At 63.7% G+C, this 17,839-nt stretch carries 16 protein-coding genes; 11 read left to right on the plus strand and 5 right to left on the minus strand.

The genetic code is table 11. From position 1 onward, the window contains the following. The 7 genes from E8F06_RS20925 to E8F06_RS20955 all read left to right on the plus strand — a co-directional run. Positions 1–1,302, plus strand: a 1,302-nt coding sequence (locus E8F06_RS20925) for an OprD family porin (RefSeq protein ID WP_280370653.1), incomplete at its 5' end; no start/stop codon positions are given. Between the two features lie 465 nt (positions 1,303–1,767). Continuing rightward, positions 1,768–2,406, plus strand: coding sequence for a peroxiredoxin (locus E8F06_RS20930; RefSeq protein ID WP_190833097.1), 639 nt, complete (start codon positions 1,768–1,770; stop codon positions 2,404–2,406). 100 nt (positions 2,407–2,506) lie between these two features. Beyond that, on the plus strand, positions 2,507–3,469 hold the full coding sequence (locus E8F06_RS20935) for a sulfonate ABC transporter substrate-binding protein (protein ID WP_280370656.1): 963 nt from the start codon (positions 2,507–2,509) through the stop codon (positions 3,467–3,469). A gap of 179 nt (positions 3,470–3,648) precedes the next feature. Further along, complete coding sequence (ssuD, locus tag E8F06_RS20940; protein ID WP_280370658.1) at positions 3,649–4,803, plus strand: FMNH2-dependent alkanesulfonate monooxygenase; 1,155 nt, start codon at positions 3,649–3,651, stop codon at positions 4,801–4,803. Positions 4,804–4,813: 10 nt separating this feature from the next. After that, positions 4,814–5,599 carry an aliphatic sulfonate ABC transporter permease SsuC gene (gene ssuC, locus E8F06_RS20945; protein WP_280370660.1) on the plus strand — a complete coding sequence of 262 codons (786 nt, stop codon included), beginning with the start codon at positions 4,814–4,816 and terminating at the stop codon, positions 5,597–5,599. Beyond that, a complete protein-coding gene (gene ssuB, locus E8F06_RS20950; protein WP_280370662.1) occupies positions 5,596–6,405 on the plus strand; it encodes an aliphatic sulfonates ABC transporter ATP-binding protein in 810 nt (269 codons plus the stop codon). The genes ssuC and ssuB overlap by 4 nt, the downstream gene beginning before the upstream one ends. 37 nt (positions 6,406–6,442) lie before the next feature. Beyond that, complete coding sequence (locus tag E8F06_RS20955) at positions 6,443–6,658, plus strand: molybdopterin-binding protein (protein ID WP_003455791.1); 216 nt, start codon at positions 6,443–6,445, stop codon at positions 6,656–6,658. Positions 6,659–6,883: 225 nt separating this feature from the next. On the opposite strand, the gene aguA is transcribed toward E8F06_RS20955, so the two are convergent. The 5 genes from aguA to E8F06_RS20980 form a co-directional block, all read right to left on the minus strand. Continuing rightward, positions 6,884–7,990 carry an agmatine deiminase gene (gene aguA, locus E8F06_RS20960; protein WP_280370664.1) on the minus strand — a complete coding sequence of 369 codons (1,107 nt, stop codon included), beginning with the start codon at positions 7,988–7,990 and terminating at the stop codon, positions 6,884–6,886. 85 nt (positions 7,991–8,075) lie between these two features. After that, a complete protein-coding gene (gene aguB, locus E8F06_RS20965) occupies positions 8,076–8,954 on the minus strand; it encodes an N-carbamoylputrescine amidase (RefSeq protein WP_280370666.1) in 879 nt (292 codons plus the stop codon). A 197-nt stretch (positions 8,955–9,151) separates the two neighbouring features. Then, positions 9,152–9,796, minus strand: a complete 645-nt coding sequence (locus E8F06_RS20970; RefSeq protein ID WP_280370668.1) for a TetR/AcrR family transcriptional regulator — start codon at positions 9,794–9,796, stop codon at positions 9,152–9,154. Between the two features lie 181 nt (positions 9,797–9,977). Further along, the gene (locus tag E8F06_RS20975; RefSeq protein WP_280370670.1) at positions 9,978–11,036 is read right to left on the minus strand and encodes a polyamine ABC transporter substrate-binding protein; all 1,059 of its coding nucleotides are present in this window, start codon (positions 11,034–11,036) and stop codon (positions 9,978–9,980) included. 150 nt (positions 11,037–11,186) lie between these two features. Then, the gene (locus tag E8F06_RS20980; RefSeq protein ID WP_280370672.1) at positions 11,187–12,572 is read right to left on the minus strand and encodes a glutamine synthetase family protein; all 1,386 of its coding nucleotides are present in this window, start codon (positions 12,570–12,572) and stop codon (positions 11,187–11,189) included. A 278-nt stretch (positions 12,573–12,850) separates the two neighbouring features. On the opposite strand from E8F06_RS20980, the gene E8F06_RS20985 reads away from it, so the two are divergent. The 4 genes from E8F06_RS20985 to E8F06_RS21000 all read left to right on the plus strand — a co-directional run bounded on the left by E8F06_RS20985 (position 12,851) and on the right by E8F06_RS21000 (position 17,794). After that, a complete protein-coding gene (locus tag E8F06_RS20985) occupies positions 12,851–13,603 on the plus strand; it encodes a gamma-glutamyl-gamma-aminobutyrate hydrolase family protein (RefSeq protein WP_280370674.1) in 753 nt (250 codons plus the stop codon). Between the two features lie 143 nt (positions 13,604–13,746). Continuing rightward, on the plus strand, positions 13,747–15,105 hold the full coding sequence (locus tag E8F06_RS20990) for a glutamine synthetase family protein (RefSeq protein WP_280370676.1): 1,359 nt from the start codon (positions 13,747–13,749) through the stop codon (positions 15,103–15,105). 62 nt (positions 15,106–15,167) lie between these two features. Further along, positions 15,168–16,535, plus strand: coding sequence for an aspartate aminotransferase family protein (locus E8F06_RS20995; protein ID WP_190833114.1), 1,368 nt, complete (start codon positions 15,168–15,170; stop codon positions 16,533–16,535). Between the two features lie 158 nt (positions 16,536–16,693). Then, complete coding sequence (locus E8F06_RS21000; protein ID WP_280370679.1) at positions 16,694–17,794, plus strand: polyamine ABC transporter substrate-binding protein; 1,101 nt, start codon at positions 16,694–16,696, stop codon at positions 17,792–17,794. The last annotated feature ends 45 nt before the right edge of the window (positions 17,795–17,839 follow it).

A 17,839-nucleotide genomic window follows, 5' to 3' on the forward strand; every position in this document is an offset into this window, starting at 1 on the left:
GCCCTCGGCGTGCTGGCCCAGCAGGCCGCCGCCGGCGGTTTCATCGAAGACAGCAAGGCCAGCCTGACCCTGCGCAACTTCTACATCAACTCGGACAACCGCGAAGGCACCGCCGCGCCGTCCAAGCAGGAAGAGTGGGGCCAGGGCTTCCTGTTCAACTACGCCTCCGGCTACACCGAAGGCACCGTCGGCGTGGGCGTCGATGCCCTCGGCCTGTTGGGCGTGAAGCTGGATTCCGGCAAGGGCCGCCACTACAACCCGACCAGCGCCAACTACGGCGGCACCGTGTTCCCCACCGACAACGACGGCCGCGCCAAGGACGATTTCGGCAGCCTGGGCGTGACCGGCAAGGTGCGCTTCTCCAAGACCGAAGCGCGCCTCGGCACCCTGCTGCCGAAGCTGCCGGTGGTGACCTACAACGACGGCCGCCTGCTGCCGCAGACCTTCGAGGGCGGCCAGGTGACCTCCAGCGAGATCGCCGGCCTGACCCTGATCGGCGGCCAGCTGGAACACGCCAAGGGGCGTAACTCCAGCGACGCCCGCGGCCTGTCGATCGCCGGCGCCAACAACGCCCGCACCGGCCAGTTCGTCAACAAGTTCTACTTCGCCGGTGGCGACTACAAGGTCAGCGACAACCTGGTCGCGCAGTACTACTACGGCAACCTGGAAGACTTCTATCAGCAGCACTTCGTCGGCCTGACCCACAACTGGGCGCTGCCGGTGGGCGCGCTGAAGTCCGACCTGCGCTACTTCTACAGCGATTCCGACGGCAAGAACGCCAGCGCCGCCGGCCGCCGCGAAGGCTTCCGCAGTGCGGGCAACTGGGCGACCAACGACCCGGACCGCTACGAGGTGGACAACCGCACCTGGAGCGCCCTGTTCACCTACACCCTCGGCGGCCACGCGGCCAGCCTGGGCTACCAGCAGGTGTCCGGCGACAGCGCCTTCCCCTTCCTCAACCAGGGCGACGGCGCCACCGCCTACCTGATCACCGACCGCCAGATCGGCAAGTTCCTCAGCGCCGGCGAGCGCACCTGGGTGGCCGAATACGCCTACGACTTCGCCAAGCTCGGCGTGCCGGGGCTGAAGGCGGTGGGCACCTACCTGAAGGGCAGCAACATCGAGACCCAGGGCAGCGACCAGGGCGAGTGGGAGCGCGACTTCCGTCTCGACTACGTGCTGCAGGACGGCCCGCTGAAGGGTCTCGGCCTGTCCTGGCGGAATGCCGCCCTGCGCAGCGACGCCGCCCGCGACCAGGACGAGAACCGCCTGATCCTCAGCTACACCCTGACGCTGCTGTAAGGACGGTGGTGGGCTGAAGCCCACCCTACGATCGCTCCACAGCTTGCGTAGGTTGGTGTAGAGCGCAGCGAAACCCAACGTTGCGGCGCCTGTGACCGGCCGCGTTGGGCCTCGCAGGCTCGGACCAACCTACGGGGCCGCTGCGCCGCCCTTGGCGAATGAATTCGCCCCCACAGGGAAGTGCCAGGGAGAGGGGCTTTTGTAGGTTGGGCAGAGCGCAGCGAAGCCCAACGAGGTGGGTCGCGACTCCGCGTGTTGGGCTTCGCATAGCTCAGCCGCAACCTACGGTTCTATCGGGTATGAACTAGCCGGGAGCCTCATTCCAGAGGCCTTCCCGGCTTTTTTACGACTGCAAATCAATAGTTCATAAAGTAATAAATAAATTGTTATTTATTCTTTTTAATTTTCAATGCAACTGCCCATAGTGAGCCCCACGGAACGACATCCAGATACAGGAGCAACACCATGAGCATCCGCCTCGGCGACATCGCCCCCGACTTCGAACAGGACTCCAGCGAAGGCCGCATCCGTTTCCACGAGTGGCTGGGCAGCAGCTGGGGCGTGCTGTTCTCGCACCCGGCAGACTTCACCCCGGTGTGCACCACCGAGCTCGGGTTCACCGCCAAGCTGAAGGATCAGTTCGCCGCTCGCGGCGTGAAGGTGATCGCGCTGTCCGTGGACCCGGTGGATTCCCATCACCGCTGGATCGATGACATCAACGACACCCAGGGCACCCTGGTGAACTTCCCGATCATCGCTGACGCCGACCGCCAGGTGTCCGACCTGTACGACCTGATCCACCCGAACGCCAACGACACGCTCACCGTGCGTTCGCTGTTCATCATCGACCCGAACAAGAAGGTGCGCCTGATCATCACCTACCCGGCCAGCACCGGGCGCAACTTCAACGAAATCCTGCGGGTGATCGATTCCCTGCAGCTGACCGACAACCACAAGGTTGCCACCCCCGCCAACTGGCAGGACGGCGACGACGTGGTGATCGTCCCCTCGCTCAAGGATGAAGACGAGATTCGCCAGCGCTTCCCGCGTGGCTACAAGGCGGTCCGGCCGTACCTGCGCCTGACCCCGCAACCCAACCGCTGATTCATCCGGCGCCTCGCGCGCACTGAACGACCCCCGCCTTACTCACCCGCCAACGGGAAGCAGGCAACGACACCACAAGCAAAGTCATGAGGAGAGCGCCATGCGCACCATCACTTTGCGTCGGAGCCTGGCTGCCCTGTTCGCGGCTGCCCTGGCTTTCGGCGCCATCACGCAAGCACAGGCCGAAACCCTGCGGATCGGCTACCAGAAGTACGGCACCCTGGTGCTGCTCAAGGCCAAGGGCACGCTGGAGAAGCGCCTGGCTGACCAGGGCATCGAAGTGAAGTGGACCGAGTTCCCCGGTGGCCCGCAGCTGCTGGAAGGCTTGAACGTCGGCTCCATCGATTTCGGCGTGACCGGCGAAACCCCGCCAGTGTTCGCCCAGGCCGCTGGCGCGGACCTGCTCTACGTGGCCTATGAGCCGCCGGCCCCGCAGAGCGAAGCGATCCTGGTGCAAAAGGGTTCGCCCATCCAGTCGGTGAAGGAACTGGCCGGCAAGAAGGTCGCCCTGAACAAGGGCTCCAACGTCCACTACCTGCTGGTGCGCGCCCTGGAAGAGGCCGGCCTGAAGTACAGCGACATCCAGCCCGTCTACCTGCCTCCGGCTGACGCTCGTGCCGCCTTCGAGCGCGGCAGCGTGGATGCCTGGGTGATCTGGGACCCCTTCCAGGCCGCCGCCGAGAAGCAACTGGAAGCCCGCACCCTGCGCAATGGCGAAGGGCTTGTGGATAACCACCAGTTCTACCTGGCGACCCGCACCTACGCCCAGAAGCACCCGCAGGTGGTCAGCACCCTGATCGAGGAAGTGCGCGCCGTGGGCGAGGACTCCAAGGCCGATCCGGACAAGGTCACCGAACAGGTCGCGCCGCTGCTGGGCCTGTCCAAGGAGATCACTTCCATCGCGGTGAAACGCCAAGGCTACGGCGCTCAGCCGCTCAGCCCCGAGGTGGTGGCCGCGCAGCAGAAGATCGCCGACACCTTCACCGGCCTGAAGCTGATTCCGAAAAAACTCAGCATCGCCGATGTGATCTGGACGCCGCCGGCCAAGGTCGCGCAGCAGTAATTCCGAAGCACTGGGTGAGATCGAGCCCAGCCGGCGCTCCCTCACCCCCGGCCCCGCTCCGCGCCCCGGCCTGAACGCGTAGCGTTCAGGCGCTCATCGTCACTGGAAGCGGTGCTTCCAAAGCGTTCCTCTTCGCCCCAAAGGGAGAGGGGAGTAGAAATTTGAAAGGAGACCACTCCATGAGCTTGAACATCTTCTGGTTCCTGCCAACCCACGGCGACGGCCACTACCTCGGCACATCCGAAGGCGCCCGTGCCGTCGACCACGGCTACCTGCAACAGATCGCGCAGGCGGCCGACCGCCTCGGTTTCGGCGGCGTACTGATCCCTACCGGGCGTTCCTGCGAGGACTCCTGGCTGGTGGCGGCTTCGCTGATTCCCGTGACCCAGCGCCTGAAATTCCTCGTTGCCCTGCGCCCCGGAATCATTTCGCCGACCGTGGCCGCGCGCCAGGCAGCGACCCTGGATCGACTGTCCGGTGGCCGCGCGCTGTTCAACCTGGTCACCGGCGGCGACCCGGACGAACTGGCCGCCGATGGCCTGCACCTGAACCATGAAGAACGTTACGAAGCATCAAGGGAGTTCACCCGCATCTGGCGCCGCGTACTGGAGGGCGAAACCGTCGACTACGACGGCAAGCACATCCAGGTGAAGGGCGCCAAATTGTTCTACCCGCCGCTGCAGCAGCCGCGTCCGCCGCTGTACTTCGGTGGTTCCTCCGAAGCGGCCCAGGACCTCGCGGCCGAACAGGTGGAGCTGTACCTGACCTGGGGCGAGCCGCCGGCGGCGGTGAAGGAGAAGATCGAGCAGGTGCGCGCCAAGGCCGCCAAACAAGGTCGCACGGTGCGCTTCGGTATCCGCCTGCACGTGATCGTGCGCGAGACCAACGAAGCCGCCTGGGCCGCCGCCGACCGCCTGATCGAGAATCTGGACGATGCCACCATCGCCAAGGCGCAGGCTGCCTTCGCCCGTTTCGATTCGGTGGGCCAGCAGCGCATGGCCGCACTGCACAACGGTCGCCGCGACAAGCTGGAAGTCAGCCCCAACCTCTGGGCCGGCGTCGGCCTGGTGCGCGGTGGTGCCGGTACGGCGCTGGTGGGCGATGGCCCGACCGTGGCCGAGCGGGTGAAGGAATACGCCGACCTCGGCATCGACACCTTCATCTTCTCCGGCTATCCGCACCTGGAAGAGTCCTATCGCGTCGCCGAACTGCTGTTCCCCCATCTCGATGTGGCCCGTCCGCGCACCAATGACGGCCTGGGCTTCGTCAGCCCGTTCGGCGAGATGGTCGCCAACGAAGCGCTGCCCGAAGCCAAGCTGGCGTCGCAGAGCTGAGGGCGCGGGGATGAAATTCGAATCCTTACTCCTGCGCCTGGCGCCCTGGGCGCTGCCCGTGGTGCTGTTGGCGATCTGGCAGGTCGCGGTGGAAACCGGCCTGCTCTCCACCCGCATCCTGCCCGCGCCGAGTGCGGTGCTGGCGGCGGGCTGGGACCTGCTGTCCAGTGGCGAGATCTGGACTCACCTGGCCATCAGCGGCTGGCGTGCAGGCATCGGCTTCACCATCGGTGGCGGCCTTGGCCTGCTGCTGGGCTTCATCACCGGCCTGTCGAAGTGGGGCGAGCGCCTGCTGGACAGCTCGGTGCAGATGATCCGCAACGTGCCGCACCTGGCGCTTATTCCGCTGGTGATCCTGTGGTTCGGCATCGATGAGTCGGCGAAGATTTTCCTGGTCGCCCTCGGCACTCTGTTCCCCATCTACCTCAACACCTACCACGGCATCCGCAACGTCGACCCGGCGCTGGTGGAAATGGCGCGCAGCTATGGTCTGTCCGGCTTTGCCCTGTTCCGCCAGGTGATCCTGCCCGGCGCGCTGCCTTCGATCCTGGTGGGCGTGCGCTTCGCCCTCGGCTTCATGTGGCTGACGCTGATCGTCGCCGAGACCATTTCCGCCAGCTCCGGCATTGGCTACCTGGCGATGAACGCCCGTGAATTCCTGCAGACCGATGTGGTGGTGCTGGCGATCCTGCTCTACGCGGTGCTCGGCAAGCTGGCTGACGTCGCCGCCCGTGGGCTGGAACGCGTCTGGCTGCGCTGGCATCCGGCCTACCAGGCCAAGGGAGGTGCCGCATGACCGCTCTGCATGCGCCTCAACGCCTCAAGCGCGGCATTCCGCTGGCGCTGCGTGGCATCGGCAAGGCCTTCGGCGAGCGCGAAGTGCTCAAGGGCATCGACCTGCTGATTCCGGCCGGTCAGTTCGTCGCCGTGGTCGGTCGCAGTGGCTGCGGCAAGAGCACCCTGCTGCGGCTGTTGGCCGGGCTGGATCAGCCTTCCCGTGGCGAACTGCTGGCCGGTTCGGCGCCGCTGGAAGACGCTCGCGAGGACACTCGCCTGATGTTCCAGGATTCGCGCTTGTTGCCCTGGAAGCGGGTGATCGACAACGTCGGTCTCGGCCTCTCCGGCAACTGGCGTCCGCGTGCCCTGGAAGCCCTCGAAGCGGTTGGCTTGGCCGACCGTGCACAGGAGTGGCCGGCAGCGCTTTCCGGCGGACAGAAGCAGCGTGTAGCCCTGGCCCGCGCGCTGATCCACCAGCCGCGCCTGCTGCTGCTGGACGAGCCGCTGGGCGCGCTGGATGCGCTGACCCGCATCGAAATGCAGCAACTAATCGAGCGTCTCTGGCAACAACACGGTTTCACCGTTCTGCTGGTGACCCACGATGTGAACGAGGCGGTGGCCGTTGCCGACCGGGTGATCCTGATCGAGGACGGCGCCATCGGCCTCGATCTCACCGTTGAACTGCATCGCCCCCGTGCCCGCGGTTCGGCGCGCCTGGCCGCGCTGGAAGCCGACGTGCTGGACCGGGTGCTGGCGCTGCCGCCGGCCCCACCGGAACCCGAACCTGTTTCCCCTCTGCCCACGCAATTGCGTTGGGCGCTTTGACCCAAACCCCAATCTCCCGAGCAAAGGAATCAACGCCATGACTATCAAAGCCATCAACGTCCGCAACCAGTTCAAGGGCACCATCAAGGAAATCATCGAAGGCCCGGTGCTTTCCGAGATTGACGTGCAGACCGCCGCCGGCATCGTCACCTCCGTGATCACCACCCGCTCCGTGCGCGAGCTGGAGCTGGGTATCGGTTCGGAAGTGATCGCCTTCGTGAAATCCACCGAGGTGTCGATCGCGAAGCTGTGATGGGCGAGTGTGGGGGCAAATCGATGTTGTAGGGGCGAATTCATTCGCCAAGCAGGCCGAAGGTCTGCCCTGCAAAGCCACCAGGGGGGCAGCTGCGCTGCCCTTGGCGAATGAATTCGCCCCTACAGGACTTTTCGCCCCCACAAGAGCAAGGTCCCCTGCAGTTTCGTGCCGCTCCAAAAACAAACCCCCGCAAGTGCGGGGGATTGTTCATTCCAGCTTCACTCAGCGCTTCTGCGGCGCCGGCTGCTGCTGGGTGATGCAGTGGATGTTGCCGCCGCCGAGCAGAATCTCGCGGCCCGGCACCATCACCACTTCGTGCTGCGGGAAGGCGCGCTTGAGGATGGCTTCGGCCGTGGCGTCCTTCGCGTCGTCGAACTTGGGCGCGACGATGCCGCCGTTGACGATCAGGAAGTTCACGTAGGAGCCGGCCAGGCGGATGGACGGATCGCGATCCTGGGTGCCTTCCACCAGGTCCACGCCGGCGCACTCTTCCTCGGTGGCGTAGATCGGGCCGGGAATCGGCATCTTGTGCACCACCAGCTGGCGGCCCTTGGCGTCGCGGGCGCTTTCCAGCACCTTCATCGCCGCCTGGCAGCGCGGGAAGTTCGGGTCCTGCGGGTCATCGGTCCAGGCCAGCAGCACTTCGCCCGGGCGCACGTAGCAGCAGAAGTTATCCACATGGCCGTCGGTTTCGTCGTTGTACAGGCCGTCCGGCAGCCAGATCACGGTTTCCACCGCCAGTTGCTCGCGCAGCACCGCCTCGATCTCTTCGCGGGAGAGGTGCGGGTTGCGGTTGCGGTTCAGCAGGCATTCCTCGGTGGTGATCAGGGTGCCTTCGCCATCCACGTGGATGGAGCCGCCCTCCAGCACGAAGCCTTCGGTGCGGTAGCGCTTGCAGCCTTCGATTTCGAGCACTTTGCGCGCCACCTGGTCGTCGCGGTTCCAGGGGAAGTAGAGGCCGCCGTCGAAGCCGCCCCAGGCGTTGAAGGTCCAGTCCACGCCGCGCACTTCGCCCTGGTCGTTGACCACGAAGGTCGGGCCGGTGTCACGCACCCAGGCGTCGTCGTTGGAGATTTCCACCACGCGGATGTTCGGCTCGTCGAGGCGCGCGCGGGCGTTTTCGTACTGCCCGGCGGAGACGCAGACGGTCACCGGCTCGAAGCGGGCGATGGCCTTGGCCACAGCGGCGAAGGCCGCTTGCGCGGGTTTGCCGCCCAGGCGCCAGTTGTCGGGGCGCTCGGGCCAGACCATCCAGGTGCGGGTATGGGGTTCCCATTCAGCCGGCATGCGGAAGCCGTCGTCGCGGGGGAGGCTGTTCAGAGTGTTCATCGATCCACCATCGGTATGGAATGGGGCAGGGGCCAGCCTGATGGCGAACAGTGCATCGCCATCAGGCTGGCCCCTGTTTTAACTGTCAGGACTCGAGGGAGCCGTCCAGGGTCTTGATCGGGGAGTATAGGTTCGGGCGACGGTCGCGGAACACACCCCAGGCACTGCGCACGTGCTCGAGTTTGTCCAGGTCGAAGCTGTGCACCAGGATGCCTTCCTCGGTCTCGTTCAGTTCCTCGACTTTCTTGCCGAACTGGTCGGCGATGAAGGAGGAGCCGTAGAAGGTGATGTCGTAGCCGTCCTGCTCTTCCTTGCCGATGCGGTTGGACGCTACCAGCGGCATCAGGTTGGCGCCGGCGTGGCCTTGCTGCACGCGCTGCCAGTGGTCACGGGAAGTAATGTTGGCGTCGTGCGGCTCGCTGCCGATGGCAGTCGGGTAGAAGAGAATCTCGGCACCCAGCAGCGCCATGCTGCGCGCGGCTTCCGGGAACCACTGGTCCCAGCAGATACCCACGCCGATCTTGGCGTAGCGGGTGTTCCACACCTTGAAGCCGGTGTCGCCCGGGTTGAAGTAGTACTTCTCGTGGTAGCCGGGGCCGTCCGGGATGTGGCTCTTGCGGTAGACGCCCAGGTTGGAGCCGTCGGCATCGATGATGGCGATGCTGTTGAAACGCGCGCGGCCGGCCTGCTCGAAGTAGCTGATGGGCAGCACGACCTGGAGTTCCTTCGCGACGTTCTGGAAATGCGCGATGGCTTCGTTGGTCTCGGTCGGAGTGGCCAGCTGCAGGTAGTCCGGGTTCGGCTTCTGGCAGAAGTAGGGAGTCTCGAAGAGCTCCTGGATCAGGATGATCTGCGCGCCCTTGGCGGCAGCCTGGCGGACCAGCTTCTCGGCGTTGGCGATATTCGCGCCGCGATTCCAGGAACAGGCCATCTGGGTGGCGGCGACAGTAACGATGCGGGACATGGGGACACCTCGTCGGAACGTTTTTGAACCCATTACCGGATATCTATCGGTAATTGGGGCTTTTCCGTGCCGGCGGGGTGTGGGCCGCCGTGCGGATGGCGACTTTATAGTCGATAAAAATCTGCTTTGGAAGCGTGATTTTTCTATCGAGACGCGTTTTCTGATTTATTTGCCGATAAATATCGGGATTTGTCGGCTCAGATTTCCCGAGCCGTGGCCCGTTTTGGCAGGAAGGGTGGCAGGTAGAGGCCGAGGTAGGCATCGAACACCCGCATGCCTTCCTCGGCCAGGCGCGGAGTGATTTCGCCGTGCAGCTGCACGGAGCGAGCGTAGACGCGGTCGCCCAGTTCCATGGCCAGGGCGAAGACGTCGACATCCTCAGGCAGTGCCGGCAGCTCGAAGTGGCGTTCGAACAGGGCGAGCATCAGCCGGCCCAGCTCGATGTCGTGCTGGCGGTCGGCCTGGGTGACTTCGGTGAGGCCGTGTTGGGCGAGGATCAACTGGCGCGCGGCGGTGTCGGCTGCGTAGATCGACAGCATGCGCTCTTCCACCAGGCGCGAGAGGTCCTGCCAGTGGCGCAGGCTGTCGTGCTCGATGGGCTGCTGGAGGCAGGCGCGGAAGGCCGCGTGGACGTCGGCGGTGAGGGCTTCGAGTATCGCCGGCACGCTGGAGAAGAAGTGATAGACGGAAGAGGGCGGCATCTCCGCACGCTCGGCGACGCTGTAGATCGACAGGTTGGCCACGCCCTGCTCTGCCAGGAGGGCGCGGGCGGCGTCGAGAATCCCGGCGATGCGCAGCTGACTGCTGGCGCGCGGTTTGCGGGCGGTGGCGGTGCGCGACATGGGAGGCTCCTTTCCGAAGAGCCGCTATTGGACGCCAGGCGATGGTTCAGGGGCAAGAGAGCGTATGAATGGCCCCCTCTCCCGCTTGCGGAGAGGGGAATGAATTCGCTGCCCGTAGGAGCTGGCTTGCCGGCGAATGGCTCCTTTTCGCTAGCAAGCTAGCTCCTACAAGACGATGACCCTACTGGCCTTCGCGGAAGGCGGCCCATACCTCATCGCGGGTCGCGCTGAGCTTCTCCGGCACAGGCTCGACTGGGAACAGGCGCCGCTTGGTTTCCTTGTCCGGGTAGAGGCCGGGCTGGTCGCGCAGGCCTGCATCCAGATACTGACGGGCGTCGGCATTGCCGCTGGGGTAGAGGGTCGCGCTGGTGACCTTCGCCGCTACTTGCGGACGCAGCATGAAGTCGATGAACTGGTGTGCCAGGTCGGCCCGTTTGGCGCTGGTGGGAATCGACAGGTTGTCGATGAACACCACCGAGCCTTCGTTCGGGACCATGAAACTCACCGGCTGACCGGCCGCAGCGGCGTTCAGGGCATCGCCGACCCAGGCCATGGCGACGCACAGTTTGCCGGCGTTGAGATCGGCTATGTAGCGCTCGCTGTCGACATAGCGCAGGTTCGGGCGCAGGGCGGCGAGGGTTTCGGCGCTGCGCTTGAGCCGGCTCGGCGCGCTGCGGGAGAGGTTGCGGCCCTGGTAGTTGAGCAGCACGGCGAGGGTTTCGTCGGGGGCGTCCAGCAGGCTGATGCCGCACTGGCCGAGACGCGCGCTCTGGTCGGCCTCGAACAGCAGGCTCCAGCTGTGGGGCAGGGGCCCGCCGAAGGCCATTTCCGCCTGGGGTGTGTTCACCGCCAGGCCGACGGCGCCCCAGAGGTAGGGCACGGCGTGCTGGTTGTTCGGGTCCATGGCGGCCAGCTTGCTCAGCAGCTGCTTGTCCAGGTGTTGGCGATTGGGCAGGAGGGAGAAGTCCAGCGGCTGCAGGCGGCCTTCCTTGATCAGGCGCGGCAGGTCGTTATGGGAAGGCACGGCGACATCGATGGGCTCGCCGCCGGCCAGCGCCTTGTCCAGCTCTTCGGCGCTGCTGAAGGTGCGGTAATCGACCTTGATGCCGGTTTCCTTCTGGAATTCCTCCAGCACCTCCGGGGCGATGTAATCGTTCCAGTTGTAGACGCGGATCAGGTCTTCGGCCTGGGCCAGTGCGGGGAGCAATGCGAGCAACAGCGGGGCGAGCAAGCGGGGCATGACGTCCTCCCTGATAGAGCATGCGGGTTCTGGTTTTCTTGGCGTTCGGGTGCTGCAAGGCGCCGCCAGCCGGAGTCGCCCGCTGCGCCGGGGTGTTGCAAGGGTACAGATGCGACAACGCCGGCCCGGGGGCCGGCGTTCTGGACTCGCTTACACGGTATGCAGGTACCAGTTGTACTCGAGGTCGGAGATGGAGTGTTCGAACTCCTCCAGCTCGCTTTCCTTACAGGCAACAAAGATGTCGATGTAATCCGGGCTGATGTACTTGGCCAGGACTTCGCTGTCGTCCAGCTCGCGCAGGGCATCGCGCAGGTTGTTCGGCAGGCTTTGCTCCAGCTGTTCGTAGGAGTTGCCTTCGATAGGCGTGCTCGGCTCGATCTTGTTGGTCAGGCCGTGGTGGATACCCGCCAGGATGGCCGACATCATCAGATAAGGGTTGGCGTCGGCGCCGGCCACGCGGTGCTCGATGCGCACGGCATCCGCGCTGCCAGTGGGCACGCGAACGGCCACGGTGCGGTTGTCCAGGCCCCAGCTCGGCGCGTTCGGCACGTAGAACTGCGCGCCGAAACGGCGGTAGGAGTTCACGTTCGGGCACAGGAAGCCCATGGACGCGGGCATGGTCTCGAGCACACCGCCGACTGCGTGACGCAAAGCGGCGTTCTGCTCGGGATCATCGGAAGCGAAGATGTTCTTGCCGGTCTTCTTGTCGATCAGCGAGATGTGCACGTGCAGGCCGTTGCCCGCCTGGCCCGGGTAGGGCTTGGCCATGAAGGTGGTGTCCATTTCATGGTCGTAGGCGATGTTCTTGATCAGACGCTTGAGCAGTACCGCGTAGTCGCACGCCTTCAGGGCGTCTTCGACGTGGTGCATGTTGACTTCGAACTGGGCCGGGGCGCTTTCCTTGACGATGGCGTCGGCCGGGATGCCCTGGACCTTGGCGCCTTCGAGGATGTCCTGCAGGCAGTCGGCGTATTCGTCCAGATCGTCGATCAGGTACACCTGGGTGGACTGCGGGCGCTTGCCGGAAATGGGCGAACGCGGCGGCTGCGGACGGCCGTTTATGTTCTCCTGGTCGATCAGGTAGAACTCCAGCTCGAACGCGGCGCAGATGGTCAGGCCGAGATCATCGAATTTTTCCACCACACGACGCAGGACCTCGCGCGGGTCGGCGAAGAAGGGTTCGCCGTCGCCTTCGACCTCATGCATGGTCATCAGCAGCTGCGCGGTCGGGCGCTTTTGCCAGGGTTCGTCGCTGAGGGTGCTGGGAATGGGATAGCAGATGCGGTCTGCGTCGCCGATGTCCAGGCCGAGGCCGGTGCTTTCGACGGTGGAACCGTTGATATCGAGAGCGAAGATCGAAGCGGGGAGGTTGATGCCTTTCTCGTAGACTTTGGTCAGGCTGGCGCGCTCGATTCGCTTGCCTCGCACCACTCCATTCATATCTGCAATCAACAGGTCGACGAACTGGACCTCAGGATGTTCCTTAAGGAATTCGTTCGCTTCTTGAAGCTGAACGGCACGCGGGGGTACCGACATGATGCAACACCTTTTTTGTTAAAAATATCAATCACGCTCTATCTAAGGTGTGAGTCAATCCGAATCACCCCTTGATGTCAAGCGAGCCCTATTTTGCCCCAAAAACGGGCTCGATGGCCAGTTTTTGGGCGTTTCGGGGCGCCCGAACCTCTCTCCGAACCTTGTCAGGCGTGGTGCTCAGCGGGGCGTGTTCAATTTTTTACAGCCCTATTGTGTAAAAAAATGAACAACGCTAAGCTCGGTCGAAACCCATAACAGACAAATAAAACGGGTGTCTCATGTCTCGCCTGCCGTTGATAGGCGTATCCGCTTGCACCAGAGAGATCGGTCCTCAGACTTATCATATAGCTGGTGACAAGTATCTGCGTGCGGTAGCGGTCGGAGCCGGTGGAATTCCGCTGGTGATTCCAGCCCTCGCTGAACTGATGGACCAGGCGACTCTGCTGTCCGGCCTGGACGGTCTACTCCTTACCGGCTCCCCTTCCAATGTGGAGCCCCATCAATATGAAGGCACCGCATCCGAGCCCGGCACCCGTCACGATCCCGCCCGGGATCGCACCACTCTGCCCCTTGTCCGCGCCGCCATTGAAGCCGGTGTCCCTGTTCTGGGCATTTGCCGGGGCTTCCAGGAAATGAACGTCGCCCTCGGGGGCACTCTGCACCAGCGCGTGCATGAAGTAGAAGGATTCATGGACCACCGCGAGCCGGCCAATGAGCCGCGCGAGGTGCAATACGCTCCCCGTCATGCATTGAAGGTGCAGCCGGGCGGCGTACTCGACGGCATCGGCTTGCCGTCCGAGATTCAAGTCAACTCCATTCATGGCCAGGGCGTTGAACGTCTGGCGCCGGGCCTGCGTGTAGAGGCTCTGGCGCCTGATGGGTTGGTCGAGGCCTTTTCGGTCGAAGGCGCCAGGAGCTTTGCCTTGGGGGTGCAATGGCATCCCGAGTGGCAAGTGCAGACCAACCCGAACTATCTCGCCATCTTCCAGGCCTTTGGTGAGGCTTGCAGGGAGAAGGCGGGGAAACGCTGAGCGGGAGAACTCTTCAGGAAACCGGCGAAGTTGCCGTGTCGCGTAGTTGGGACTGTACTGATCGCGCGGCCGGTGCCTCGATGGGTGCGTCCGGCACGAAACTGCAGAAGCCTCTTAGCGAAGCTCTCAACCCTGAGGTCTTTATGACTACCAAGCTCGACCAGCTGACAGGCTGGCTGAAAGAACGCAAAATCACCGAAGTTGAATGCATGATCAGCGATCTTACCGGCATTGCTCGCGGTAAGATTTCGCCGACCAACAAGTTCCTGGACGAGAAGGGCATGCGCCTCCCCGAGAGCGTGCTGCTGCAAACCGTAACCGGCGACTATGTTGAGGACGACATCTATTACGAGCTGCTCGACCCGGCGGACATCGACATGTTCTGCCGCCCGGACCAGAACGCCGTGTACCTGGTGCCCTGGGCCATCGAGCCCACCGCCATGGTGATCCACGACACCTTCGACAAGCAGGGCAACCCCATCGAGCTGTCGCCCCGCAACCTCCTGAAGAAGGTGCTCAAGCTGTACGCAGATAAAGGCTGGAAACCCATCGTCGCCCCGGAGATGGAGTTCTACCTGACCAAGCGTTGCGACGACCCGGACTTCCCTCTGCAGGCCCCGCTGGGCCGCTCGGGCCGCCCGGAAACCGGTCGCCAGTCCTTCTCCATCGATGCGGCGAACGAATTCGACCCGCTGTTCGAGGATATGTACGACTGGTGCGAGATGCAGGACCTGGACCTCGACACCCTGATCCACGAGGAAGGTCCGGCGCAGATGGAAATCAACTTCCGTCACGGCGACGCCCTGGAGCTGGCGGACCAGATCCTGGTGTTCAAGCGCACCATGCGCGAGGCAGCGCTCAAGCACAACGTGGCGGCGACCTTCATGGCCAAGCCGATCACCGACGAGCCGGGCAGCGCCATGCACCTGCACCAGAGCGTGATCGACATCAATACCGGGAAGAACATCTTCTCCAACGATGACGGTTCCATGAGCGAGCTGTTCCTGCACCACATCGGCGGCCTGCAGAAGTACATCCCCGAAGTGCTGCCACTGTTCGCACCCAACGTGAACTCCTTCCGCCGCTTCCTGCCGGACACCTCCGCGCCGGTGAACGTCGAGTGGGGCGAGGAGAACCGCACCGTGGGCCTGCGCGTACCGGATGCCGGTCCGCAGAACCGCCGTGTGGAGAACCGTCTGGCTGGCGCCGACGCCAACCCTTACCTGGCCATCGCCGCGAGCCTGCTGTGCGGCTACATCGGCATGGTGGAAGGCGTGAAACCGAGCGCGCCGGTCAAGGGCCGTGGCTACGAGCGCCGCAACCTGCGCCTGCCGCTGACCATCGAGGCAGCGCTGGAGCGGATGGAAGCCTGCCGCGACATCGAGAAATACCTGGGCGACAAGTTCGTGACGGCCTACGTGGCGGTCAAGCGCGCCGAGCACGAGAACTTCAAGCGGGTGATCAGTTCCTGGGAGCGTGAGTTCCTGCTGCTCTCCGTCTAATCCGGAACGGAGGCCGGCCGCCTCGGCCGGCCCTCCAGATACGTGTTTACTGAGGTAATGAAATGAATAGCCAAGTGACCAACCCCAAGACCCTTGAATGGCAAGCGCTCGGTCGTGACCACCATCTGCCGCCGTTCACCGACTACAAGGCGCTGAACGCCAAGGGTGCGCGGATCATCACCAAGGCCGAAGGCGTGTACATCTGGGATAGCGAAGGCAACAAGATCCTCGATGGCATGGCCGGCCTGTGGTGCGTCAACGTCGGCTACGGCCGCGAGGAGCTGGTCCAGGCGGCGACCCGGCAGATGCGTGAACTGCCCTTCTACAACCTGTTCTTCCAGACCGCGCATCCGCCGGCGGTGGAACTCTCCAAGGCAATTGCCGAGATCGCACCGGAAGGCATGAACCACGTGTTCTTCACCGGTTCGGGCTCGGAAGCCAACGACACCGTGCTGCGCATGGTCCGCCACTACTGGGCGATCAAAGGCCAGCCGCAGAAGAAAGTCATCATCGGCCGCTGGAACGGCTACCACGGCTCGACCGTGGCCGGTGTCAGTCTCGGCGGCATGAAGGCCCTGCATGAGCAGGGTGACCTGCCGATTCCCGGCATCGAACACATTGCCCAGCCCTACTGGTTCGGCGAGGGCGGCGACATGGCTCCGGCCGAGTTCGGCGTCTGGGCGGCCGAGCAGCTGGAGAAGAAGATTCTCGAAGTGGGCGAGGACAAGGTTGCTGCCTTCATCGCCGAGCCCATCCAGGGTGCGGGTGGCGTGATCGTTCCGCCGGAAACCTACTGGCCGAAGATCCGCGAAGTCCTCGCCAAGTACGACATCCTGTTCATCGCCGACGAAGTGATCTGCGGCTTCGGCCGTACCGGCGAATGGTTCGGTAGCCAGTACTACGGCAACGCCCCGGACCTGATGCCGATCGCCAAGGGCCTGACCTCCGGTTACATCCCCATGGGCGGCGTGATTGTCCGCGACGAGATCGTCCATACCCTGAATGAGGGTGGGGAGTTCTACCACGGCTTCACCTACTCTGGTCATCCGGTAGCGGCAGCGGTGGCGTTGGAGAACATCCGCATCCTGCGCGAAGAGAAGATCGTCGAGAAAGTGAAGGCTGAAACGGCACCGTATTTGCAGCAGCGCTGGCAGGAGCTGGCCGACCACCCGTTGGTTGGCGAGGCGCGCGGTGTCGGCATGGTGGCGGCGCTGGAACTGGTCAAGAACAAGCAGACCCGTGAGCGTTTCGCCGGTGGTGTAGGGATGCTGTGCCGCGAGCACTGCTTCCGTAACGGCCTGATCATGCGCGCGGTGGGTGACACCATGATCATCTCGCCGCCGCTGGTGATCAGCAAAGACGAAGTCGACGAACTGGTGACCAAGGCACGCAAGTGCCTGGACCTCACCCTGGCTGAAGTAAAAGGCTAAGAAAAAGAGGGCTTGATGGTGGCATTTGGAGATGCCGCCTGTTGTAAGCAAGCCCTCTAACTTGCCAGACTTCGCCGGTGCGTTGGCCAGGCTCACCGAGTGGTGGCGTATTCGGTACGACGCCACTCGGACACTTCAACAATAATGGAGCTACCCGCATGATCAAAACCTTCGGCAAGACCCTGCTCGCCATGACCCTGGCGGGTGCCGTGGCCGGCATGGCCCAGGCTGACGACAAAGTACTGCACGTTTACAACTGGTCGGACTACATCGCGCCGGATACGGTCGAGAAGTTCACCAAGGAAACCGGCATCAAGGTCGTCTACGACGTCTTCGACTCCAACGAAACCCTCGAAGCCAAGCTCCTGGCCGGCAAGTCCGGTTACGACATCGTTGTGCCGTCCAACAACTTCCTGGCCAAGCAGATCAAGGCCAAGGTCTATCAGCCGCTGGACAAGTCCAAGCTGCCGAACTGGAAGAACCTGGACACCAACCTGCTGAAGACCGTCGAAGTTTCCGATCCGGGCAACCAGTACGCCTTCCCCTACATGTGGGGCTCCATCGGCATCGGCTACAACCCGGACAAGGTCAAGGCCGTCCTGGGCGACAACGCTCCGGTGGATTCCTGGGACCTGCTGTTCAAGCCGGAGAACATCGAGAAGCTGAAGTCCTGCGGCGTTTCCTTCCTCGACTCGCCGACCGAGATCCTGCCGATCGCCCTGAAGTACCTGGGCCACGATCCGCTGAGCCAGGATCCCAAACAGCTGAAGGAAGCCGAGGCGCTGTTCCTCAAGATCCGTCCGCACATCACCTACTTCCACTCCTCCAAGTACATCTCGGACCTCGCCAACGGCAACCTCTGCGTGGCGGTGGGCTACTCGGGTGACGTGTACCAGGCCAAGTCCCGCGCCGAAGAGGCCAAGGGTGGTGTGAAGGTCGCTTACAACATTCCGAAGGAAGGCGCTGGCACCTTCTTCGACATGGTCGCGATCCCGGCCGATGCCGCCAACCCGGATGCAGCCTATGCCTTCATGAACTTCCTGATGAAGCCGGAAATCATGGCGGAGATCACCAACGAAGTGCAGTTCCCCAACGGCAACGCCGCTGCCACTGCGCTGGTTGACGAGGCGATCCGCAAGGACCCGGGCATCTACCCGACGGCGGACACCATGGCCAAGCTCTATGCCTTCCCGGACCTGCCGGCCAAGGTACAGCGCGCCATGACCCGTACCTGGACCACCATCAAGTCGGGCAAGTAAGCACGGCTCCCGTGCCCGGCGGGGAGATCCCCGCCGGTGCCCGGA

The organism is Pseudomonas sp. BN411 (assembly GCF_029871235.1).
Taxonomy (GTDB): domain Bacteria; phylum Pseudomonadota; class Gammaproteobacteria; order Pseudomonadales; family Pseudomonadaceae; genus Metapseudomonas.

Excerpts from the sequence above, each read along its gene's own strand:
- E8F06_RS20930 (WP_190833097.1), top strand. The coding sequence starts at position 1,768 with ATGAGCATCCGCCTCGGCGACATCGCCCCCGACTTCGAACAGGACTCC.
- E8F06_RS20935 (WP_280370656.1), top strand. The coding sequence starts at position 2,507 with ATGCGCACCATCACTTTGCGTCGGAGCCTGGCTGCCCTGTTCGCGGCT.
- ssuD (WP_280370658.1), top strand. The coding sequence starts at position 3,649 with ATGAGCTTGAACATCTTCTGGTTCCTGCCAACCCACGGCGACGGCCAC.
- ssuC (WP_280370660.1), top strand. The coding sequence starts at position 4,814 with ATGAAATTCGAATCCTTACTCCTGCGCCTGGCGCCCTGGGCGCTGCCC.
- ssuB (WP_280370662.1), top strand. The coding sequence starts at position 5,596 with ATGACCGCTCTGCATGCGCCTCAACGCCTCAAGCGCGGCATTCCGCTG.
- E8F06_RS20955 (WP_003455791.1), top strand. The coding sequence starts at position 6,443 with ATGACTATCAAAGCCATCAACGTCCGCAACCAGTTCAAGGGCACCATC.
- aguA (WP_280370664.1), bottom strand. The coding sequence starts at position 7,990 with ATGAACACTCTGAACAGCCTCCCCCGCGACGACGGCTTCCGCATGCCG.
- aguB (WP_280370666.1), bottom strand. The coding sequence starts at position 8,954 with ATGTCCCGCATCGTTACTGTCGCCGCCACCCAGATGGCCTGTTCCTGG.
- E8F06_RS20970 (WP_280370668.1), bottom strand. The coding sequence starts at position 9,796 with ATGTCGCGCACCGCCACCGCCCGCAAACCGCGCGCCAGCAGTCAGCTG.
- E8F06_RS20975 (WP_280370670.1), bottom strand. The coding sequence starts at position 11,036 with ATGCCCCGCTTGCTCGCCCCGCTGTTGCTCGCATTGCTCCCCGCACTG.
- E8F06_RS20980 (WP_280370672.1), bottom strand. The coding sequence starts at position 12,572 with ATGTCGGTACCCCCGCGTGCCGTTCAGCTTCAAGAAGCGAACGAATTC.
- E8F06_RS20985 (WP_280370674.1), top strand. The coding sequence starts at position 12,851 with ATGTCTCGCCTGCCGTTGATAGGCGTATCCGCTTGCACCAGAGAGATC.
- E8F06_RS20990 (WP_280370676.1), top strand. The coding sequence starts at position 13,747 with ATGACTACCAAGCTCGACCAGCTGACAGGCTGGCTGAAAGAACGCAAA.
- E8F06_RS20995 (WP_190833114.1), top strand. The coding sequence starts at position 15,168 with ATGAATAGCCAAGTGACCAACCCCAAGACCCTTGAATGGCAAGCGCTC.
- E8F06_RS21000 (WP_280370679.1), top strand. The coding sequence starts at position 16,694 with ATGATCAAAACCTTCGGCAAGACCCTGCTCGCCATGACCCTGGCGGGT.